The 20,237-nt window shown below is 60.9% G+C and carries 11 protein-coding genes, 2 tRNA genes and 2 rRNA genes; 11 read left to right on the top strand and 4 right to left on the bottom strand.

The features are described 5' to 3' along the window. Positions 1–669: 669 nt before the first annotated feature. A complete protein-coding gene (locus PX52LOC_RS42935) occupies positions 670–1,311 on the bottom strand; it encodes a hypothetical protein (protein WP_246173504.1) in 642 nt (213 codons plus the stop codon). Positions 1,312–1,906: 595 nt separating this feature from the next. Between PX52LOC_RS42935 and PX52LOC_RS29790 the strand changes: the two genes are divergently transcribed. From PX52LOC_RS29790 to PX52LOC_RS29760, 7 genes are all read left to right on the top strand, one after another. After that, complete coding sequence (locus PX52LOC_RS29790; protein WP_149113499.1) at positions 1,907–3,217, top strand: aminotransferase-like domain-containing protein; 1,311 nt, start codon at positions 1,907–1,909, stop codon at positions 3,215–3,217. Positions 3,218–3,521: 304 nt separating this feature from the next. Further along, positions 3,522–3,595: transfer RNA gene (locus PX52LOC_RS29785), tRNA-Ile, on the top strand. Positions 3,596–3,613: 18 nt separating this feature from the next. After that, a tRNA-Ala gene (locus PX52LOC_RS29780) sits at positions 3,614–3,686 on the top strand. A gap of 446 nt (positions 3,687–4,132) precedes the next feature. Next, positions 4,133–6,886: ribosomal RNA gene (locus PX52LOC_RS29775) — 23S ribosomal RNA — on the top strand. Between the two features lie 92 nt (positions 6,887–6,978). Beyond that, a 5S ribosomal RNA gene (rrf, locus tag PX52LOC_RS29770) occupies positions 6,979–7,087 on the top strand. Between the two features lie 103 nt (positions 7,088–7,190). After that, the gene (locus PX52LOC_RS29765; RefSeq protein ID WP_315853248.1) at positions 7,191–8,585 is read left to right on the top strand and encodes a PQQ-binding-like beta-propeller repeat protein; all 1,395 of its coding nucleotides are present in this window, start codon (positions 7,191–7,193) and stop codon (positions 8,583–8,585) included. A 30-nt stretch (positions 8,586–8,615) separates the two neighbouring features. Then, positions 8,616–9,587, top strand: coding sequence for an AAA family ATPase (locus PX52LOC_RS29760; RefSeq protein WP_149113498.1), 972 nt, complete (start codon positions 8,616–8,618; stop codon positions 9,585–9,587). A 47-nt stretch (positions 9,588–9,634) separates the two neighbouring features. Here the strand turns inward: PX52LOC_RS29760 and PX52LOC_RS29755 are convergent, their stop codons facing one another. Together PX52LOC_RS29755 and pdxH are read right to left on the bottom strand one after the other, a co-directional pair. After that, positions 9,635–10,213 (bottom strand): glutathione peroxidase, encoded by a 579-nt coding sequence (locus PX52LOC_RS29755; protein ID WP_149113497.1) that lies wholly within the window; start codon positions 10,211–10,213, stop codon positions 9,635–9,637. A gap of 43 nt (positions 10,214–10,256) precedes the next feature. Beyond that, complete coding sequence (gene pdxH, locus PX52LOC_RS29750) at positions 10,257–10,889, bottom strand: pyridoxamine 5'-phosphate oxidase (RefSeq protein ID WP_149113496.1); 633 nt, start codon at positions 10,887–10,889, stop codon at positions 10,257–10,259. A 102-nt stretch (positions 10,890–10,991) separates the two neighbouring features. On the opposite strand from pdxH, the gene recO reads away from it, so the two are divergent. The 4 genes from recO (at position 10,992) to PX52LOC_RS29730 (ending at position 16,827) form a co-directional block, all read left to right on the top strand. Further along, positions 10,992–11,729 carry a DNA repair protein RecO gene (recO, locus tag PX52LOC_RS29745; RefSeq protein ID WP_149113495.1) on the top strand — a complete coding sequence of 246 codons (738 nt, stop codon included), beginning with the start codon at positions 10,992–10,994 and terminating at the stop codon, positions 11,727–11,729. Positions 11,730–11,770: 41 nt separating this feature from the next. Beyond that, a complete protein-coding gene (locus PX52LOC_RS29740; protein WP_149113494.1) occupies positions 11,771–12,964 on the top strand; it encodes a tetratricopeptide repeat protein in 1,194 nt (397 codons plus the stop codon). Positions 12,965–13,008: 44 nt separating this feature from the next. After that, entirely contained in the window at positions 13,009–13,629 is a 621-nt protein-coding gene (lptE, locus tag PX52LOC_RS29735) for an LPS assembly lipoprotein LptE (protein WP_149113493.1), read from the top strand. A 147-nt stretch (positions 13,630–13,776) separates the two neighbouring features. Then, on the top strand, positions 13,777–16,827 hold the full coding sequence (locus PX52LOC_RS29730; protein WP_149113492.1) for an alpha/beta hydrolase family protein: 3,051 nt from the start codon (positions 13,777–13,779) through the stop codon (positions 16,825–16,827). Between the two features lie 75 nt (positions 16,828–16,902). Here PX52LOC_RS29730 and PX52LOC_RS41125 read toward each other — a convergent pair whose 3' ends face one another. Continuing rightward, on the bottom strand, positions 16,903–20,220 hold the full coding sequence (locus PX52LOC_RS41125; RefSeq protein ID WP_218575185.1) for a serine/threonine-protein kinase: 3,318 nt from the start codon (positions 20,218–20,220) through the stop codon (positions 16,903–16,905). Positions 20,221–20,237: the final 17 nt, after the last annotated feature.

Genomic DNA, 20,237 nt, shown 5'->3' with positions numbered 1-20,237 from the left:
TCGGCAGGGCGTACTGGGTCTGAGACGAGAGGAGATCGCGAGGTAGGAGCGAGCTGGGGGCCGCTGCTGGGTCTTCAGCTGGGACTAATTCGCCAGGGGCGAAGGGGGAGTCGATTGCAACTCGAAAAGGGGAGGCGAGGGCGACTCATTCTAGTCGCCGTCTGAGACTCAGACGAGACCTAAGTCTAATAAGCACTAATTAGGTAATCATTATCGTCTTTCTCGAAATAGCCCCTGACCCAGTCGGCGAGGAGAGGGGACGGCGAGGGCGGGTATCCCGCCCCTGAGTCTCAGGCGGGGTCGGCGAAGAGGCGGCGGCGGGGTGTCCCCTCCCCCTGGGTCGCCGTCTGGGTCTGGGTCGAGGCGAGGCCCGTGGGTGCCACTCCCACAGCCGTAGCGGGGGTGATCGAGACGGCGTCAGTGTAGGAGGGGAGTGGGCGAGGGGACGGTCCCCGTCCGGCTCCCCGTAGTCGCTTAGAAGGCGAAGGCGTCGGCGAAGGAGAAGAGGGGGCGGGGACGGTCGCCGTCCGCAGCTCCGTCGAAGACGCCGAGCGACAGCGGTGCCCACTCCCACAGAAGCGAGACGCCGTCGAAGTCGAGAGGGGAAGCTGTCCCAGAAGGGGGAACGCGGGAGAGGGCGACGGCTTCGGCGATGGCAGAGGGTTCACACTACTTGCGGCCCGTCAGCAGATCGACGACCCAGCAGCCCCGAACGTGCGGACCTTCGCTGCGGCAGTGGCTCAGGATCTCGTCGTTCTCACATCCAGCGTCCTGAAGGGCGTCGGCGAGGATGGGGAGACGGTCGAAGGCGCGATCGGCGTAGATGGCAGTGGCGATGCCGACAACGGTTGGCGTAAGCCAGGACGGGGAGAAGATGACGGGGCGGAACGGGTTGCCGAAGATGTCGCGGAGGAGAGTGGCTTGCGCGGCCTCCTCTGCTTCCCGCTCACCCTTCCTTCGCCAAGCCGCTTTACTGGCGCACACCGTGACCGGGAACGCATGACTTCGGATGTCCTCCTCGGCGGCCGAGGCCGAGGCATCCGCCGCGTCTTGGGCGTTGCCATCGGCGTCACTGGCAATTCCTCGCGCGACTTCAGACGAACGCAGCAGGACATCGCGATCGGCTCGGCCGTCGGAGTACGCTTCGGCTACTTCGACGGCGGATCGACAGCCATCAGGGAGCAGGTGCCAGACCCGGCGGCAGCATGCGGCGCAGAAGAGCCGAAGCTTCCGCTCGCTCATCGCCTGCATGCGATCCGGATACAGCCACCGCCCGGGGTTGTCATCCATCAGCCACTCTTGCTCCGTCATCGCCTGGCCTCCGTCCGGTGATGATAGCCGGTGAGGCTGCGCGAAGCGAGAAATGAGAGCCTGCCCTTTTAATCGCTGACCTGCCCCTTTAATCGGCGTCTAGAAGAGTAAAAGGGCAAGGCCATTCCCGGACAAGGCGTCTGTTGCCAGCGGGATTTCGGTACAGCTCACGGATTTCACGCTTACGAGGAGAAGAGGGGTGGGGACCTCCCCGGCGGTCGTCTCCGCGGTAGTTTCCGCTTCCCCTGCTGTAGTCTCTGCGGTAGTCTTGTGCCTCGCGGGCGATTCCTACGGCGTCCGCGATCCAGTGGGAGAGGAGTAGGAGAGGGTGGCCCAGAAGTTTCTGTTGGCAGTTTCCGAAGCCGGTGATACGCTAAGGGAAACCTCCCCGAACGTGTGAAATGACGCCATTCTCCGTCAACCCGATGACAGTACCCACCCTCGCGGTGGCCGTCGTCGTTGTTGCCGTGGGCGTTGCTGCTGCCGCAGTCGCAGCCACACCATAGTCCGGGGAACCGCCAAACTCAGAAATTGTGCCGGCCCCGGAGTGAACCTCCGGGGCCGGTTTCATTTCTACCACTGAAAGGGCCGATTCATGCCACCCGCGTTGTCACTGTCGAGCCGTTCCCTGCGGACGGCCGATTCGCCGATCAGTTACTTCATTCAGAAGGCCATCGAAACGCCGGGGCTGATTTCCCTGGCCGCCGGGTTGGTCGATGAGTCGGCGTTTCCCAGCGCGGAGATTGCTCAGGTCGTGGCCGAGATGATGGCGAACCCGGCCACCGCGAAGGCGGCCTTGCAGTACGGCTCGACGCAGGGATTGCCGGCGCTCCGCGCTCGCGTGCTAGACCGCGTTTGCACCGCCGACGGCGTGAAACCCTCGGACATCAACCTGACGCTAGGCGACGTGGTCCTCACGACCGGATCGCAGCAGATGCTCTACCTCCTCGGCGAAGTGCTGATCGAACCGGGCGACATTGTGCTCGCGGAAGCGCCGTCGTACTTCGTCTACCACGACTGTCTCAAGAGCCACGGGGCGAAAGTCATCGGCGTGCCGATGGACGACGGAGGCATGTGCCTCAAATCGCTTGAAAAGGAGCTAATAAGGCTCGAACTCGCGGGGGAGTTGAAGAAGGTCAAACTGATCTACACCGTCGACTACTTCCAAAATCCCACCGGCCTCACACTGGCCCGAGATCGCCGGCCGAAGTTGGTGGAATTGGCGAAGCGGTTTAGTAAGCACCACCGAATCTTGATTCTCGAAGACGCCGCCTATCGGGAACTGCGTTACGACGGCGACGACATCACCAGCATCAAGCGGTTCGACACCACGAACGAATACGTCATCTACACCACGACGTTTTCGAAGCCCTGTTCGCCAGGCTTGAAAACCGGGTATTCGCTCCTCCCGAATGACCTCGTGGCCCCCGTTTGCAACCTGAAGGGAAACCACGATTTCGGGTCGTCCAATCTGGCACAACACATCCTCAATCGCTTGCTCGAAACCGGAGCCTTCGACCGACACCTCGTGCGGCTAAGAGAGGTTTACCGTTCAAAACGCGACGCCATGCTGACGGCCATTGCCACTGAGTTCGCGAGTTGTCCGGGCGTGCGGTGGAACGTGCCGGCGGGCGGGCTATACGTGTGGATGACGTTCCCCTCAGGCACTCCAACAGGTAAGGGCAGTCCGCTGGTCGAGGCAGCCGTGTCCGAGGGGGTGCTGTACATTCCGGGGAATCTCGGTCACGTTCCGAATGAACAGGGCAAGGTGCCCGATCACGAAATTCGCTTAAGTTTTGGAGTGGCGGAACCTTCGGAAATCGCGGAAGGAGTTCGCCGGTTACGCAGAGCGTATGCCGAGCTGGAGACCTCGAAAAGGGGCGCACGGGAGTCCGTTTTGACATGAAGAAAGAGTCTCGCGGGAATTTTTTCGCGAAATCGATGGTGGACAGGATCGTCGGAAGTCTATTGCACAAAACGCTCTCGGCGATTCGGTGTAGTCCACGTTGGGCTGAAAATAGGGCACTGTCTTGACGTTGAGGGCGATGTCTTTAGAATTCGAGGACCAACGGGAAAAACGTATGGCAATACGCATCGACGTGAACCTGATTCAGGATCAAACCCTCAGTTAAGGGTTGCTCTCGCCGAAGCGTGTTGCCGGAAGAGAGCCAAACCTGAATCGGTTTGGCTCTTGTGTTTGCAAGACCGATGCGGGTATAGCTCAGTTGGCTAGAGCGCAGCTCTGATAAAGCTGAGGTCCTTGGTTCAAATCCAAGTACCCGCACTGAGTGGGGCTGGGACCGGGGAAATAGCTCAGCTGGTAGAGCACCTGCTTTGCAAGCAGGGGGTCAGGGGTTCGAATCCCCTTTTCTCCACAGAAGGTTCGGGTCGGGTGGGTCGGTGCCGCGGGAAGGATAATTCCGCGGGTGGTTGACGGAGAGCCGACCCGGCCCTAAGATGAAATCACGCAAGAGACGGAAGTGTAAGTCTGCTAAAGACTTGCGACGAATCTGGCGATAGAGGGTGAGCGGCCTCGGCCGCGAACCTGGGGTTGGAGGGGACGGCGACGCCGGGCCCTGTGACCCCGAACTGTCGATCTTTGACAACTTGGTGAGTACGAAATCGCATCAAACATCGCGTTCGGTGGGCGGCCATCGGGCGGGATGATTTTGTTCAACGATTTCTCGAGCACGAGCCTTAGAAGAAGAACGAAGTGATCGTCGTTCCCAGTCGCTACGGAGCGGGTGGGAGGGGATGAAATAGCGTGCAGTGCTTACTTCTCTTGTTTCGTGGTAACGCGGGGCGAGGGGGTGAGCAATGTGGCCAAGCTATTAAGGGCGTGTGGGGGATGTCTTGGTGCTAGAAGGCGAAAGGGCGTGGAAGACTGCGATAAGTCCGGTGGAGCTGTCAAACGAGCTTTGATACCGGAATACCCGAGCGAACCCAGGGAACTGAAACATCTCATTACCTGGAGGAAGAGAAAGAAACCTCGATTCCGTCAGTAGCGGCGAGCGAACGCGGAACAGCCTAAACCGGAGGGGCTTGCCCTTCCGGGGTTGTAGGACCGTATCATCGACCTGAATCCTTAACCGAACGGCGTGGAATCGCCGGCCACAGAGGGTGAAAGCCCCGTACGTGACAGGGGGACAGGCGTAGCGGTATCCTGAGTACGACTCAACACGTGAAAGTGAGTCCGAATCGGCGGGGACCATCCCGCAAGGCTAAATACTCTCTAGCAACCGATAGCGAAAAGTAGCGCGAGCGAAAGATGGGAAGAACCCCGACAAGGGGAGGATACTGAACCTGAAACCACATGCCTACAAGCGGTCGAAGGGCAACGCGGCAACGCAAGCCTGACGGCGTGCCTTTTGCATAATGATCCGACGACTTATCGTCACCAGCAAGGTTAAGCGGCTCTGCCGCGTAGCCGAAGGGAAACCGAGTCTTAACGGGCGTCAAGTTGGGGGCGGTAGACGCGAAACCACGTGATCTACGCATGGCCAGGATGAAGTGGGGGTAACACCCCATGGAAGACCGAACTCATTTGGGTTGAAAACCGATGGGATGAGCTGTGTGGGGGATTGAAAGTATCATCAAACGTGGAGATAGCTCGTTCTCTCCGAAATAACTTTAGGGTTAACGTTCGACTAGTTGGCGCCGGGGGTAGAGCGACTGATTTCGAATGGGGGCCTACCCGGCTACCCATCGAAGCCAAACTCCGAATACCGGTGTACCAAGGTCGGGCAGCTAGACTGTGGGGGATAAGCTTCATAGTCGAGAGGGGAACAACCCAGATCACCTGCTAAGGTCCCCAAGTCATACTCAGTGCGAAAGGAAGTTGAACCCCGGAGACAGCCAGGATGTTGGCTTAGAAGCAGCCACCATTTAAAAAGTGCGTAATAGCTTACTGGTCGAGGGGTTCTGCGCCGATAATGAACGGGACTCAAGTATGACACCGAAGCAGTGGGTGCAGTAATGCACGGTAGGAGAGCGTTGCAGTTGCGGCGAAGGTGTACGGACAACGGGCACTGGAGCGGCTGCAAGTGATTATGTCGGAATGAGTAGACGATAAAACGGGTGAGAATCCCGTTCGCCGTAAACCTAAGGTTTCCTGGGGAAGGTAAATCCGCCCAGGGTTAGCCGGTACCTAACGCAAGGCCGAAAGGCGTAGCGGATGGCCAGCAGGTTAATATTCCTGCGCTCGTCGTGCACTATGGGACGCAGAGTCCGAGACCAGTAGGCTTATTAGATTGCCTCAGGGCGTTTAAGGTCCCGATATGGTCAGAGACACTGCCAAGAAAACCGCACGACAACCGTACTAAAACCGACACAGGTAGGTGAGATGAATATTCTAAGGCGCTCGAGAGAACTCTCGTGAAGGAACTCTGCAAGTTAAATCCGTAACTTCGGGAAAAGGATTGCCCCCATCCGTGGGGGTCGCAGTGAAAAGGTTCTGGCGACTGTTTACTAAAAACACAGGTCTGTGCGAACACGTAAGTGGCGGTATACAGACTGACGCCTGCCCGGTGCTGGTAAGTTAAGGAAGAGGGTTAGCCGTAAGGTGAAGCTCGCAACCGAAGCTCCAGTAAACGGCGGCCGTAACTATGACGGTCCTAAGGTAGCGAAGTTCCTTGTCGGGTAAGTTCCGACCTGCATGAATGGCGTAACGACCGGAACACTGTCTCCACGAGAGACTCGGTGAAATTGTAGTTGTCGTGAAGATGCGACATACCCGCAGCTAGACGGAAAGACCCCGTGAACCTTAACTGTAGCTTGGTATTGGGTTTAGACCCAACATGCGTAGCGTAGGTGGGAGACTGTGAAGTGCGGCTTTCGGGTCGCACTGAGTCGTCGATGAAACACCACCCTTGTTGTGTTTGAATTCTAACGACGTTTACTGAACCGTAGCGTCGGACCGTGCTAAGTGGGCAGTTTGATTGGGGCGATCTCCTCCCAAAAGGTAACGGAGGAGTGCAACGGTACCCTCAGCCCGGTTGGCAATCGGGCAGCGAGCGTAAACGTAGAAGGGTGCTTGACTGCGAGCCCGATAGGGCGAGCAGGGACGAAAGTCGGCGTTAGTGATCCGGTGGTCCCGCATGGAAGGGCCATCGCTCAACAGATAAAAGGTACTCCGGGGATAACAGGCTTATCTCCTCTGAGCGTTCATAGCGGCGAGGAGGTTTGGCACCTCGATGTCGGCTCATCACATCCTGGGGGTGGAGAAGCTCCCAAGGGTTCGGCTGTTCGCCGATGAAAGTGGTACGTGAGCTGGGTTTAGACCGTCGTGAGACAGGTCGGTCCCTATCTGCTGTGGGCGCAGGAAATTTGCGAGGCTTTCTCCCTAGTACGAGAGGACTGGGAGGGACGCACCGCTGGTGTGCCAGTTGTGGCGCTAGCCGCATCGCTGGGTAGCTACGTGCGGAATGGATAAACGCTGAAAGCATATAAGCGTGAAACTTCCCTCAAGATCAGATTTCCTTGAAGACTCCTGGGAGACGACCAGGTCGATAGGCCGGGTGTACAAGTGCAGCAATGCACTCAGCTAACCGGTACTAACAGTCAAACGTTTGGCCACATTGCTCGTTCTCTCACTCGTGACGCCCGAGAAGTCGTCGACGATTTCGTACTCCCAAGTTGCATCGATATACCTCGATACAGTTGCGACTTGCCGGTGATCATGCCCGAAGTGGTGAACCCGTTCCCATCCCGAACACGGCCGTAAAACCTTCGGGGCCGATGGTAGTCCGTCCAGGGCGAGAGTAGGTCATTGCCGGCATCATCCCAAAGCCCCCGGTCTGAAAACAGACCGGGGGCTTTCTCGTTATCCTCGCTATCATTTCCTTCGCCATGTTTTCACACACTCCTGTCGAGGGCAATTCGTGCGGATCACGCTTCTCTGCATTGCTCTGGCAATCTCTTCTTGCACCCCGGCCGTCCACACAGACCCTAAAGCAAGTTCCGGATCGAGGACCACGTCCGCAGAACAAGTCTCCACACTTTGGGACCGAGCTAAGCCAACACGATCCGGAACTGATTGGGTGCGGTTTTTGGGGCCGTCTCTGGATGGGTCATCTTCCGAGAAGGGCATAAGCACCATTTGGCCGCGTGAGGGACTTAAGAAAGTTTGGGACTGCAAATTGGGTAACGGCTATGCGCCACCGATCGTCGCAGCGGGGAAGTTATTTCACATAGATTCCTCCGAGACGGTCACACAACTTACCTGCCGGAATGCCGAGTCGGGCGAGATGATCTGGCAGTTCGACTATGAGTTCCAGTACGAAGATTATTACGGCTACGACAACGGTCCTCGGTGCAGTCCCGTCGTCGATGGCGATCGCGTTTACACGTATGGGGTTGAAGGAGTCATCCACTGTCTCGAACAGAAGACTGGGAAGCGGCTCTGGAAGTTCGACACGAAGCAGAACTATTTTTTCCAGCAGAACTTCTTTGGCGTTGGGAGTACCCCAATTGTCGAAGGAGAATTGCTTCTCGTAGCGGTTGGCGGGAGCCCTAAAGGGCCTCGGCCGGCCGATCTGAGGGACGTGCAGCCGAACGGGAGCGGGATCCTCGCCCTTGACAAGAAGACTGGGAAAGTCGCTTATGCAGCGTTGGATGAACTCGCGAGCTATTCCAGTCCGACAGTTGTGACCCTCCACGGCCAACGCACGGCCCTCTACTTTTCCCGTGCCGGTCTTGTTGCTTTTGAAGCGGCCACCGGAAAGAAACTGTTTAGTTATCCCTGGCGGGCCAAGATCCAGGAGAGCGTAAATGCGTCTAACCCGGTCGTTGTCGGCGATTTGATTCTGCTGACCGAATCTTACTGGCCTGGGGCAGTGTGCTTGAAAGTGAAGCCGGACAGGACCGGGGTTACGGTCGTTTGGTCGGACTTGGAGAAGGATCGCGAAGATCGCTCGTTGGCCTGCCATTGGAATACGCCAATTTACCACGATGGTTACGTTTACGGCTCTAGCGGCAGGCACACACCTGAAGGAGATTTGCGGTGCGTGTCGCTCGCAACGGGCGAGGTCAAATGGAAGGAGAAGCGGACGACCCGAAGTTCGATTCTCAAAGTGGACGGCCACGCGTTGGCCCTGACGGAACAGGGTGAACTCCGCCTTTTCAAACTCAACTCAGAGAAGTACGACGAGAAAGCTCGTTGGGAATCGCCCGACCTCGAATACCCCTGTTGGGCACCGCCGGTGTTGAGCCGCGGGCTACTTTACGTCCGTGGTAAGAACCGGCTCGTCTGCTACGAACTCATTCCCAAGAAGTGAGCTTTCTCAGTTCACCGCTATACTTTCTCCATGACGCCACTTCCTGCTCTCGACGTTCGCAAATTGCTGGACCCATTTTATCGCGCGGTGGAAAGTGTCGTTGTCGGGCAACGCCGTTTGCTCGACCGTGTCGTGATTGGATTGCTCACCGACGGGCACATCCTGATTGAGGGCGTCCCAGGGCTGGCCAAGACGCTGGCCGCTCGTGTTGTTGCGCAGGCCATGCGGTTGAACCATCGACGAATTCAGTTCACGCCAGACCTGCTGCCCGCCGACGTGATCGGCACGCAGATTTACAACCCTCGAACGGGCGAGTTTACGGTCAAGCACGGGCCGGTTTTTGCCAACGTGATCTTGGCGGACGAAATCAACCGCGCGCCGGCGAAAGTCCAATCTGCCCTTCTGGAAGCGATGCAAGAGCGGCAGGTGACGATCGGCGAGACGACGTTCTCACTTCCTTCGCCGTTTTTGGTTCTGGCGACACAAAACCCCGTCGAACAGGAAGGGACGTACCCGCTTCCGGAAGCGCAGATTGACCGCTTCATGTTGAAGGTGCTGATCGACTACCCGAATAAGGCCGAGGAAATGCAGATCCTCGACCGCATGGCGAGCGTCGATGCGCGGACGACGGTGGAACCCGTACTTTCCGAGGAGGATCTGCTCCAAGCCCGGGCGGCTGTCGATGCCATTTACCTGGACGTGAAAGTGAAACAGTACATCATCGACGTGGTCCGATCGTCGCGCAACCCGACCGAGTACAACATCGACCTTACCGGCCTTCTCCAGTACGGGGCCAGCCCACGGGCGACGCTGGCACTCGTGCGGGCGGCGAAGGGGCATGCTTTTTTGAACGGCCGCGGGTACGTGACGCCAGAGGACGTGAAGCTAATGGCTCCCGACGTTCTCCGACACCGGCTGATGCTGTCCTACGAGGCCGAGGCGGAAGAGCTGAAGGCCGATGAGATCGTGAAGCGAATCCTGGATGGGCTGCCAGTGCCTTAAAATTAACCGCAGACGCGCGTTCTCCGCGCGTCTGCGGCCGACGTAATTTACTTCTTCGCCAGTTCCGTCGTGATCGCCTTCGTTAACTCATCCGACTCCGGCTTCACCTTCGAGTCGTAACGGCCGACGACTTCGCCCTTGCGATTGACGAGGAACTTCTCGAAGTTCCACTTGATGTCGCCCGCGTACTTGCCGTCGGTTTCCTTCGACGTCAGATACTTGTACAGCGGGGTGATGCCGTCGCCCTTCACGACGACCTTCGACAGCATCGGGAAGGTGACGTTGTACTTCGCCGTGCAGAACTCCTTGATCTCGGCGTCGGTACCGGGTTCTTGCCCGCCGAACTCGTTGGCCGGCACGCCGATCACCATGAGGCCCTCTTTCTCGTACCTCTGGTACACCGCTTCGAGGCCCTTGTACTGCGGCGTGTAGCCGCACTTGCTGGCCACGTTCACGAACAGAACGACCTTACCCTTGTAGGCGGCCAGATCAACTTCCTTACCGTTGATGTCCTTCATCTTGAAGTCGAGTGGTCCGTTCACTTTGTCGCCTCCCTTTTTCGTGTCGTCCGCCGGAATGAGAGAAACAGGAAAGAGTAGCAGGGCCGCTAACAGCAGAAAACGCATGATTGACCTCGCGGAAAGTGTGAGCGCAGGGCGCGCACTCATTCTACGGAGACAACCGTTCCCGCTTCCAACCGCCGGCTTCTTTTCGGAAACGAATGCGGTCGTGCAGCCGACTCGGTCGGCCCTGCCAGAATTCGAAGGCGTCGGGTAAGAGTCGATACCCGCCCCAGTGCGGGGGCCGGGGCACGTTGCCGTCCGGGTATTTTGCCATCAGTTCCGCCTGGTGCTGCTCCAAGATTTGGCGGCCGGGGATCACCTCGCTCTGTTCCGACGCCCACGCCCCGAGGCGGCTGCTGAGCGGCCGCGAGTGGTAGTAAGCGTCCGACTCGGCGGCCGTTACTTGCTCGACCGTGCCTTCTACGCGGACCTGCCGTTCGATTTCGTCCCAGAGGAACACGACGGCGGCGAATGGGTTCGTTTGCAACTCGCGGCTTTTGCGGCTGAGGTAGTTCGTGAAGAACGTCAGGCCGTGGTCAACCCCCTTGAGCAAGACGATGCGGTTCGAGGGGCGGCCTTCCGCGGACACCGTTGCCAGAGCCATCGCGTTCGGTTCGGGCAGCTTCGCCTCGGCAGCCGCGTCGAACCACCGGCGGAACAGGGTGAGCGGATCGTCGCCCGCGTCGGCTTCCGTCAAACCGGCGTGCGTGTAGTTACGGCGGAGGTCGGCGATGTTCATTGCGGTCCGGGTTTCGGGGTTTCTCGTTCCGGCGTACAGTGTCATTATCGTAGGTCCGGGCGGCCCGTCGATTCACGCTGACACATCAAGGAAACGGAACGCATGGCAGCCGAACGGGCGACGGCGTTGGTGATCCGCGGCACCGACTGGAGCGAAACGAGCCGCATCACAACGCTGTGGACGCGAGAATTCGGCAAGGTCCGGGCGCTGGCGAAGGGCGGGCGGCGGCTTCAGTCGAGCTTCGAAGTCGCCTTCGACTTGCTGACGGTCTGTGAAGTCATGTTCCTGCGGAAAGCCCACGGTGGACTCGATCTGCTCACCGAAGCCACCGTGCGGGAGCGGTTCCCTCAACTCCGCACCGACCTGCGGGTGCTGTACTGCGGCTACTACTTCGCCGAACTGCTCGCGGACGGCACGTTCGACTACGACCCCCATCCGCAACTCTTCGACGCCACGCTGGAGACGCTGCGCAAGCTCGGCAACCCCACCATCGACCGCCCGGCGGCGGTGAGTGCGTTTGAGCTTGTGTGGCTGCGAGAGCTCGGATATAGCCCTCGCCTCGAGGAGTGTGCGGTCTGCGGGACGCCGGTGGAAGCCGGTGTTCGCGTGCCGTTCAGCCCGAGCGCGGGCGGGGCACTTTGCCCGAAGTGCGCACCCTCGACAGCGGACCGCCGGTGGCTGAGTGCGGACGGCCGGGCGACGTTGGGCCGCCTTGCCACGGACGGCGACACGCTGCCCGCGGGCGTGCGGACCGAATTGCGGCAGTTGCTGTCGCAGATGGTGAGTTCCATCCTCGGCCGGCGGCCGAAGATGTTGGCGTACCTGGACGGGGTCGGGTGAGTGGGGACGGGGTTCCGGCAAACGGATTTGGGGGAATCGACGTGAAGGGTACTTTCGCTCGCTGCCGATTTCTCCTACTGCTGGGGGCCGGTCTTCTTTCCGCCGGCTGCACCACGTTCAAAAACATCAAGCAGAAGGCGTCCGACTCGACGAAGGGCCTCATCTCGAAGTCTTACGACGACCCGAAGGCGGCCGACAAGATGGCCGACGCAGAGCGACGGTACCAGGCGAACGAGTTCAGTTCCGCCCAGAGCACGTTCCACGAGATCGCGGACAACAATTTGAACCCCGCGATCATGTGCGAGAAAGCTCGCTTCCTCGAAGCGGAGAGCTTCCGCCAACTCAAGAAGTACCCGGACGCGGTGGACACGTACCACAAGATGCTCGTGGAACACCCGACCGGGGCGTACCGCGAACAGGCGTGTGCCGAGATGTTCAAGGTGGCCGACTACTGGCTCGACGACACCCGCGCCGAAATCCAGGCCGAGCAGGACGGCGAGAACATGTACATGCACAAGATGAAGCGGCTCTTCGTCTACGACAAGACGAAGCCGACGCTCGACCGCGAGGGGCGTGCTCTGCAAGCCCTGGAGAACGTCCACCTGAACGACATCACCGGCCCGACCGCCGACAAGGCGCTGTTCTGGTGCGGGTTCGTCAACTTCTACCGTGGCAACTTCGTCGAGGCCGACCACTACTTCAGCACGCTGATCGAGTTCCACAAGGACAGCCCCCTGCGACCGAAGGCGACCGAGTTGGCGATCATCAGCAAGAACAACAGCACCGGCGGGGCGGTCTACGACGGCCAGAAGTCGGCCGAGGCGCTCCAACTCGTGCGGCACGCCGAGGCGAGTATGCCCGAGTTTACCGACGGCGAGCGGAAGGACTTTCTGACGCGGCAGAAACTCGCCATCCGCTCTCAGCAGGCGGAAAAGGACTTCAAGACGGCCGAGTACCACGAACAGACGAAACACCCTGGCAGTGCGTACTTCTGTTACGAGATCGTCCGCCGACGTTACCCCGGCACGAAGTACTCGGACCTCGCCACGCAGCGGATGGAAGCGATCCGGGCGAACGCCCCGACTGATTCGAAGAAGGCGAAGGAGTACGGCCCACTGCAAACCGCGGTCAAGCAGTTCGAAGCCGTGCTCGGGCGGAAGGAAGGCGAAGTGCGACCGGGGATTCTGCCGGTCGCCGCGACGGCCCCGGTGGTCCCGCCCGCGCAGCAACCGTAAGGATCGGGCTGACCCGCTTGCCCCTGTGCGTTCGAGAGAGAGTTATGCCACGCCTTCTGACCTTGAGCTTGCTCGCCGTTGCCGCCCTCAGCGGGTGTCAGAACGACCGCAACTTCAAACTCTTTGGCTACTCGACGCAGCCGCAGTTCGACGAGGGCATTCGCACGGTGTACGTCCCGGTCTTCAAGAACATCGCCTTCGAGACGACGCCGTACCGCGATTTCGAAGTCGACATCTCGAAAGCCCTGGTCCGCGAAATCGAGACCCGCACGCGGATGAAGGTCGTGTCCAACCGCGACGAGGCCGACACGGAATTGCTCGGCAAGCTCGTCAGCATCCGGAAGGGCGTGGTGAACGTCAACCAGCAATCGCTGATCCGCGAGGCAGAAATCACGACCACCGTGGACATCGTCTGGCGGGACTTGCGCACCGGCCGCATCCTGTCCAACCGCCGGCAACGACCCCCGGTCGATGCGCCCACCCCGTTCGACCCGAGTGTGACGCTGCCGGAGCCGACCCCGGAACGTGAGAAGGCCATCCCCGCGCAGGTCGTTGCCGTCGGCCGCATCCTGCCGGAACTCGGCGAGTCTAACGCGACCGCCAATCAGGCGATCGCGAATCAGTTGGCGAAGCAGATCGTCAACATGATGGAATCGCCGTGGTAAGTCGGCCGAGCAATCGTCAGACTCCGTTTCTTCGCCCCTGTGGGCCGTAGCTGTCAGTCCTTGCGATCGGTTTTCGTGTTATCTCCTGTGCAGACTGCCGAGTTTCGCGATATTATCAGCGAAACGGTTCCTGCCAGGAGAAATTGAATGCTTCGAGTGACTTGCTTCCTTCTCCTCTCCCTCGTCAGTTCGATCGCCCTCTCCCAGACTCCCGCCGCAAAACGACCTCTCAAGCACGCCGACTACGAAATCTGGAACACCGCGACCGCGATGACCCTCTCGCCCGACGGGAAGTGGCTGGCGTACAACCGCCTGCCCGGTGAAGGGGACGGTGCAGTCATCGTGAAGAGTCTGACCGGCCCCACCGAGTACGTCATCCCGCGCGGCGGCCGCACGGGCGGCGCGACGGCCGAACGCCCGGAAGGCGAACCGTCGGCGGTACCTGCCGCCTCGGCCGCGCCCGTCGGCTCACTTGCCGGTAGCCCGCAGTTCACGCCGGACGGCAAGAAGGTTCTCTTCCCAGTCATGCCGACGAAGGCCGAACAGGAACGGGCGAAGGCAGACAAGAAGGAAGCCCGAACCGTGCTGGCCGTGATGAACCTGGCGACCGGACAGATCGGCGAACGCCTCGTGAAGTTGAAGGCGTACAGTGTGGTTGAGAAGACGAACTTTCTCTTGCTTCACGAGGAGCCGAAGACGACCGACGTGACCGGCGTCGGAGCCGTCATCGGCGGCTTCGGTTTCATCCCGCGGCCCGGTGCGATCACGCCGACAACTCCGAGCGCTGGCACGACTCCGAACGCGACGCCGGGCGGCCGGAACCGTCAGCGACCGGGCGGTGGCACGCCCAACCCCGCCACGACCCCGCCACCATCGACCACGCCGCGGCTCCCGATCGGCACGAACCTGACGGTTCGTAATCTGGCGGACAGCAAGGAACACACCTTCACCGACGTGCTGGATTATCAAGTCACCCGCGACGGCAAGACGCTCCTGCTCACGAAGGTGTCGCGAGACGCCGCCGACAACGGTCTGTTCGCGGTGGAACTCGGTTCATCTTCACTGAAGCCGGTCCTGACGGGCAAGGGGAAGTACACCCGGCAAGTCTGGGACGCGAAGCAATCGCGGCTCGCGTTCTTCTTCGAAGAGCCGGCCCCGGAGGCGAAGCCCGAGGACAAGAAGCCGACGCCCCGGCCGAAGGTGTACTCGTGGGACCGTTCCTCCAAGGCACCCGCCGTAGAACTGTTGAACGCCGCCACGCCGGGGCTGAAGGCGGGCACGATGATCGTCGAACGCGGTGGCCTCCGCTTCACCGACGATGGGCTGAAGCTCGTCCTCGCCACGGCCAAAATTCCGGAAGAGAAAAAAGACGCGCCGACCACCCCACCGGCACAAGCGACGCCGACGAATGAGAAAGTCGACCTCGACCTCTGGCACTGGAAGGACGATCAAATCCAGCCGATGCAGAAGATTCGCGGCGACAACGAGCGAACGCGAACCCACTCGGCCGCCTACTTTTTCGACACGAAACAGTTCCGTCAACTCTCCGACGAGAACATCACCGTCGGCGTCCCCGACTTCGGTGACTGGTCCACGGCCAGCAACGACAAGCCGTACCGCCACCTGATCGGCTACGGGGCGACTCTTGCGGACCATTCGCTCGTGAACGTCCGCACCGGCGAGACGAAGCCACTGCTCAAGGCCCACGAGGGGATCGTTGCGGCGTCGCCGAAGGGCAACTACCGTGTCCTCTTCGACGGCAAGGATTGGGTCAGCTACGCCGTGCCGTCCCGGACGAAGGCCAACCTCACGGCCAAGATGCCGGTCAAGTTCTTCAACGAGACCTTCGACATGCCGATGAAGCCGAGTTCCTACGGCTTCGCGGACTGGACGCCGGACGAGAAGTTCCTGCTCGTCTCGGACCGCTTCGACATCTGGAAGGTGGCCCCGGACGGTTCGAGTTGCGAGAACCTCACCAAGATCGGCCGCGAGCAGAACGTCCGGTTCGACATTGCCCGCTTTCCCAACCCCGACGAAGAACCGGACCGCGGCGTGGACCTGAGCAAGCCGCTGTTGCTGAACGCCACGAACCTCGTCACGAAAGACAGCGGGTTCTACTGGCTGGAACCGGGTGGCAAGCCGAAGTTGCTCTTGATGGCCGGCCGCGATTACGGCCGCCCGGTGAAGGCCCGTCACGCCGACACGCTGCTCTTCACGAGCAGCACCTTCGCCGACTACCCCGATTATTACGCGACCGACTCCACGTTCCACGACGTGCGGCGTGTCACGGACATCAACCCCCGTAAGAAAGAGTTCGTTTGGGGCAAGTCCGAACTCGTGGCCTACAAGAGCCTCGACGGCACGGAACTGTCGGGCATCCTCGTGAAGCCGGAGAACTTCGACCCGACGAAGAAGTACCCGATGATCGTGTACATCTACGAACGGCTCACGGACAACCTCCATCAGTTCCGACTGCCGTCGGCCGGCACGAGCATCAACCCGACGTTCTACGCGAGCAACGGCTACCTCGTGTTCATGCCGGACATCGCGTACACCGTCGGTTCGCCGGGTCAGAGCGCGTTGAAGTGCGTGCTGCCCGCGATCCAGGCGGTGGTGGACAAGGGGTGCGTGAACGAGCAGGCCATCGGCATCCAGGGCCACTCGTGGGGCGGATACCAGATCGCGTATCTGGTGACGCAGACGAACCGTTTCAAGGCGGCTGCGAGCGGGGCACCCGTGTCGGACATGGTCAGCGCCTACGGCGGCATCCGCTGGGGGACCGGCCTGCCGCGGGAGTTCCAGTACGAGCGGACGCAGAGCCGCATCGGCGCGACGTTGTGGCAAGCCCCGATGAAGTTCATCGAGAACTCGCCGATCTTCATGGCCGACCGCGTGCAGACGCCGTTGATGATCCTGCACAACGACCAGGACGATGCGGTGCCGTGGTACCAGGGGATCGAGTACTACCTCGCCCTCCGGCGTCTCGGCAAGGAGTGCTACCTGTTTAACTACAACGGCGAACTGCACGGCCTCCGTAAGAAGGCCACGCAGCGCGACTACACACTGCGGATGCAGCAGTTCTTCGACCACCACCTGAAGGGCGCGCCGGCACCCGAGTGGATGGCGAAGGGCATCCCGTTCTCCGAGCGGGACAAGGAAAAAGAGCAGTGGAAGGATCTGTTCAAGCCGTCAAGGTAAATGAGCGGGTGACACGGTGAAGGGGTGAGAAGGCCGGGTCTTTTCACCCCTTCACCGTGTCACCCGCTCACCCGCTCATCGGCCGCGGGGCAGGGGGGCCGGTTCGCGGAACTCGCGAATCGTGTCCTCGAAATCTGGAAGCTCTCGCACCACCGCTAAATCGGGGTCCGTGCGGATCGCCCGCAGCCACTCGAAGCCCATCTCTAACTCGGCCAGTTTCGCCAACGCCTGTTCAGCATGGGCCTTCGCACGAGCCACATTGTTGGGGTCGTTCACCTTCTCGTCGCGGATCGCTTGAAGTGCCGCCCGTCCATAAATCCCGGCAGCCTCGTAGCGCTCGGCGTCGGGGCGAAGCTTTAATTCCGTGACTTGATTCGCAATCTCGCGGACGGTGTCGAGCCGGTTGATGTCGGCCAGAAGGTCAACATGCACCCGGCCGAAACTCCGCACGTTCGCCCAGAAATCTGCATCGGTGTCCAGCACGCCCGATCGGACCGCTTCGATCACATTCCCCCAAGCTTTATTGAGAATTGCTTGGGTGGGTTTCCGATCGGGGCTGGGGAGTTGCAGGTCGATCGCAGCGAGTTCGATCTGATAGCAGGCCAGGTCATTCCGATACCTCGGGTTGTTGGGAGATTTATCGACAAGAGCCTGCGAGGTGGCGATGGCCTTCTCTGCGGCCGTTCGCGCTTTCGGAAACTCGCCCTCGTCCCGCTGTTGCACGGCCTCCGCGTGGAACGCCCGCCCGCGAATCTTCGCGGTGGACGGGTTGTCCGGAACGATCTCCTCAAGGGCATCAAGGACACTGTACGTTGTCCGGAGGGCGTCTGCGGCGACCTTCCCCCGACCCGCCCGTTGCTCGGCGATGGACAGGTTCAGGTTGGCGGTTGCCAGTTGTTGCCGGTAGCCGACATCGGCCGGGTAAAGTTGAACCAGTTGCGACCAGATTTTCACCGCACTCTCGGCGAACCGTGCCGATTCCGTTTGTTGGCTCGCTAGCGGCGTGGTCGATCGTACCTTGCCGGTGGAGGGTTTCGCGAGGGGTGGTGTGGGCCGCCCGTCGACGGTTCCATCGGGTGCGGTCGCGATACTCAAAATACCGTCCACGTCCGCGAGCAGGACAAGGTATACGGCCGATGTGGGATCGTTCTTGAGTAGGCGACTACAAATCAGCCGCGCCTTGTTCGCGTTTTCGAGTGCTTCCGCCCGGTTGCCCTGGGCGTTGCTCACCATGGCAATGAGCCGATAGCTCTGGGCGATTCGAGATTGGTATTCCGGCACGTCCTGCGCGGCTTTGGCCAAGACCTCGCGGTTCGTCAGGGACGCTCGGAAGTAGATGTTCGCGTTGTCAAGTTGGCCCTGACCGTAGAACGCCATCCCAAGCCGATCCTGAGCCTGACCGAGTCGGTGCCAATATTCGAGTTTCGTCGGTGGCCCGTCGCCGGGTGGGATCAGCCCGAGGAACGTCTTTTCGGCTTCTTCAAGTTGTTTCTGAGCCGAAGGGTATTGTCCCTTCGAAAGGTACTGGATTCCGGAGTACAGTTCCGTCTCGCCCCGTAGGAGGGTCCACTCCGGGCTGATTTGCCCCTTCGCGAGTTCGAAGACCTTCTCATACGAATTCCTCGCTTCCTTGTGTTCTCCGAGCTTCACCTGCAATCGGCCGACGCGGAAGTGGGCCCCGGCGAGGAACAGCGAATTCTGAGTGTCGGGGGCTTGCTGGATGAACCGTTGGTAGAGCTTGATGACGCTGACCAGAAACTGTTGCTGGTTGCCGGTCACGGCGTGCTGGCTGGTCAAAATTTCGCCGATCGCGTCGTCGGTCAGCGTCAGTAGCGCGTCGCGGGCGTCCTCGCGGCTGGCCTCGGCAAAGGTGCGGGCCTTCTGGACCTTATCTTTTTCGTCGATGAGCGCGAGGTTGGCTTCGTCCGTTTTCTTTTTCTCCGCTTCCGTCCGCTTCTGCTCGGCGTTCACCTGGAAGTAGCCTACCGTGATTGCGACGAGCGCCGTGAGAAGTACGGCCAGCGACCCGAACACGAGGTTCCGGTGCCGGCGTGCCCACCGCGTGACCCGGGCCGTCCACGGTTCGCGGTAGACGCTCACCGGCTCGTCGGCCATCCACCGGTCCACGTCGCCCGCGAGGTCGAGGGCGGTGGCGTAGCGGTCTTGCGGCCGCAACGCCATGGCCTTGTGGCAGATGGCCGTCAAGGCGGGCGGGACGTTCGGCTTGTGTTCGTGGATGGGGGTCGGTTCGCCGCGGCGGACCTTGTTGAGAATGTCCTGGGTGTCGCCGCGGAACGGGGCCTTCCCGGAGAGAATTGCGTAGAGCGTCGCGCCGAGGCTGTAGATGTCGGCCAACATGCCCACGTCGTCCCACCGGCCGTCGGCCTGCTCCGGGGCCATGAAGGCCGGCGTGCCCATCGCCTTGCCGACCTCCGTCAACTCGCCGCTGTCCTCCGCGGGCGGCCCGGCCAGACTCATCGCCGGACGAACTTGAACTTGCGTCTTCGTCACGATGTCCGCCTCGGACGGGGCCGGCCCCTCGACGACGGGGGGCGGCGGCAGGGGCATGACGGGTCGTTCGGACGCGAGCGCGGGAATGATCTGAGTCGAATCGGTGGTCACCACCTTTTTCGGCGAGACGGTCGTGTCCTTCGCCAGCCCCCAGTCCACGACGAGTGTTTCGCCGAAGCCGCCGAGCATCACGTTCGCCGGCTTCAGGTCGCGGTGCAGGATGCCGCGGCTGTGGGAATAGGCGATCGTGTTGCAGACGTCTACGAATCGCGTCAGGAGTTGCCGCAGCGCGAGGGCACGGGCGTGCGGGTCGCGGTCCGGCGTGTCCGCCTTGTGGAACGCCTGAACGGCGTCTTGCAGGCTCTCGCCGCTGATGAACCGCATCGCGTAGTACGGTCGCCCGTCCGGGTGGCGGTTCAACCCGTACACGGGCACGATGCCGGGGTGTTCGAGCCTGCCCGTTACGCGGGCTTCGAGCAAGAACCGCGCGGCCACGGACCTGTCGAAGGCGTACCGCGGCTGAATCTCCTTGAGTGCGACTTCGCGGTCCAGTTCTTCATCGACCGCGATGGAAACTTGCCCCATGCCCCCCTTCGCGTGTTCCTTCAGGACGGTGTACCGCTTCAGCGCGACTGCGTCGGAGCGGCCCGGCCCCGACAGCCCGAACGAGTTGCCGACCTCCGACACGCGAGACGGGCCGACGACCGTGCCGGTAGTGCCGTCGCTGTAGACGGCCGATTGAACGGACGGAAACCCGGCGGACCGCGAGACCTGATCGGGGTTGTAATTTGCCGGGGCCGCGAAGGTGTTCGTGCCGGCTTCCGGGGATTCTTCGGATTGTGAGTACGCCGGGGCCGATGCCAAGCTGAAATTCGGAATCACGGTCGGCGCTTCCGGGG

Origin of the sequence: Limnoglobus roseus, assembly GCF_008254045.1 — a bacterium.
In the GTDB taxonomy this organism is placed as follows: Bacteria; Planctomycetota; Planctomycetia; order Gemmatales; family Gemmataceae; genus Limnoglobus; species Limnoglobus roseus.
This window is presented reverse-complemented; position numbering and strand designations above follow the sequence as displayed.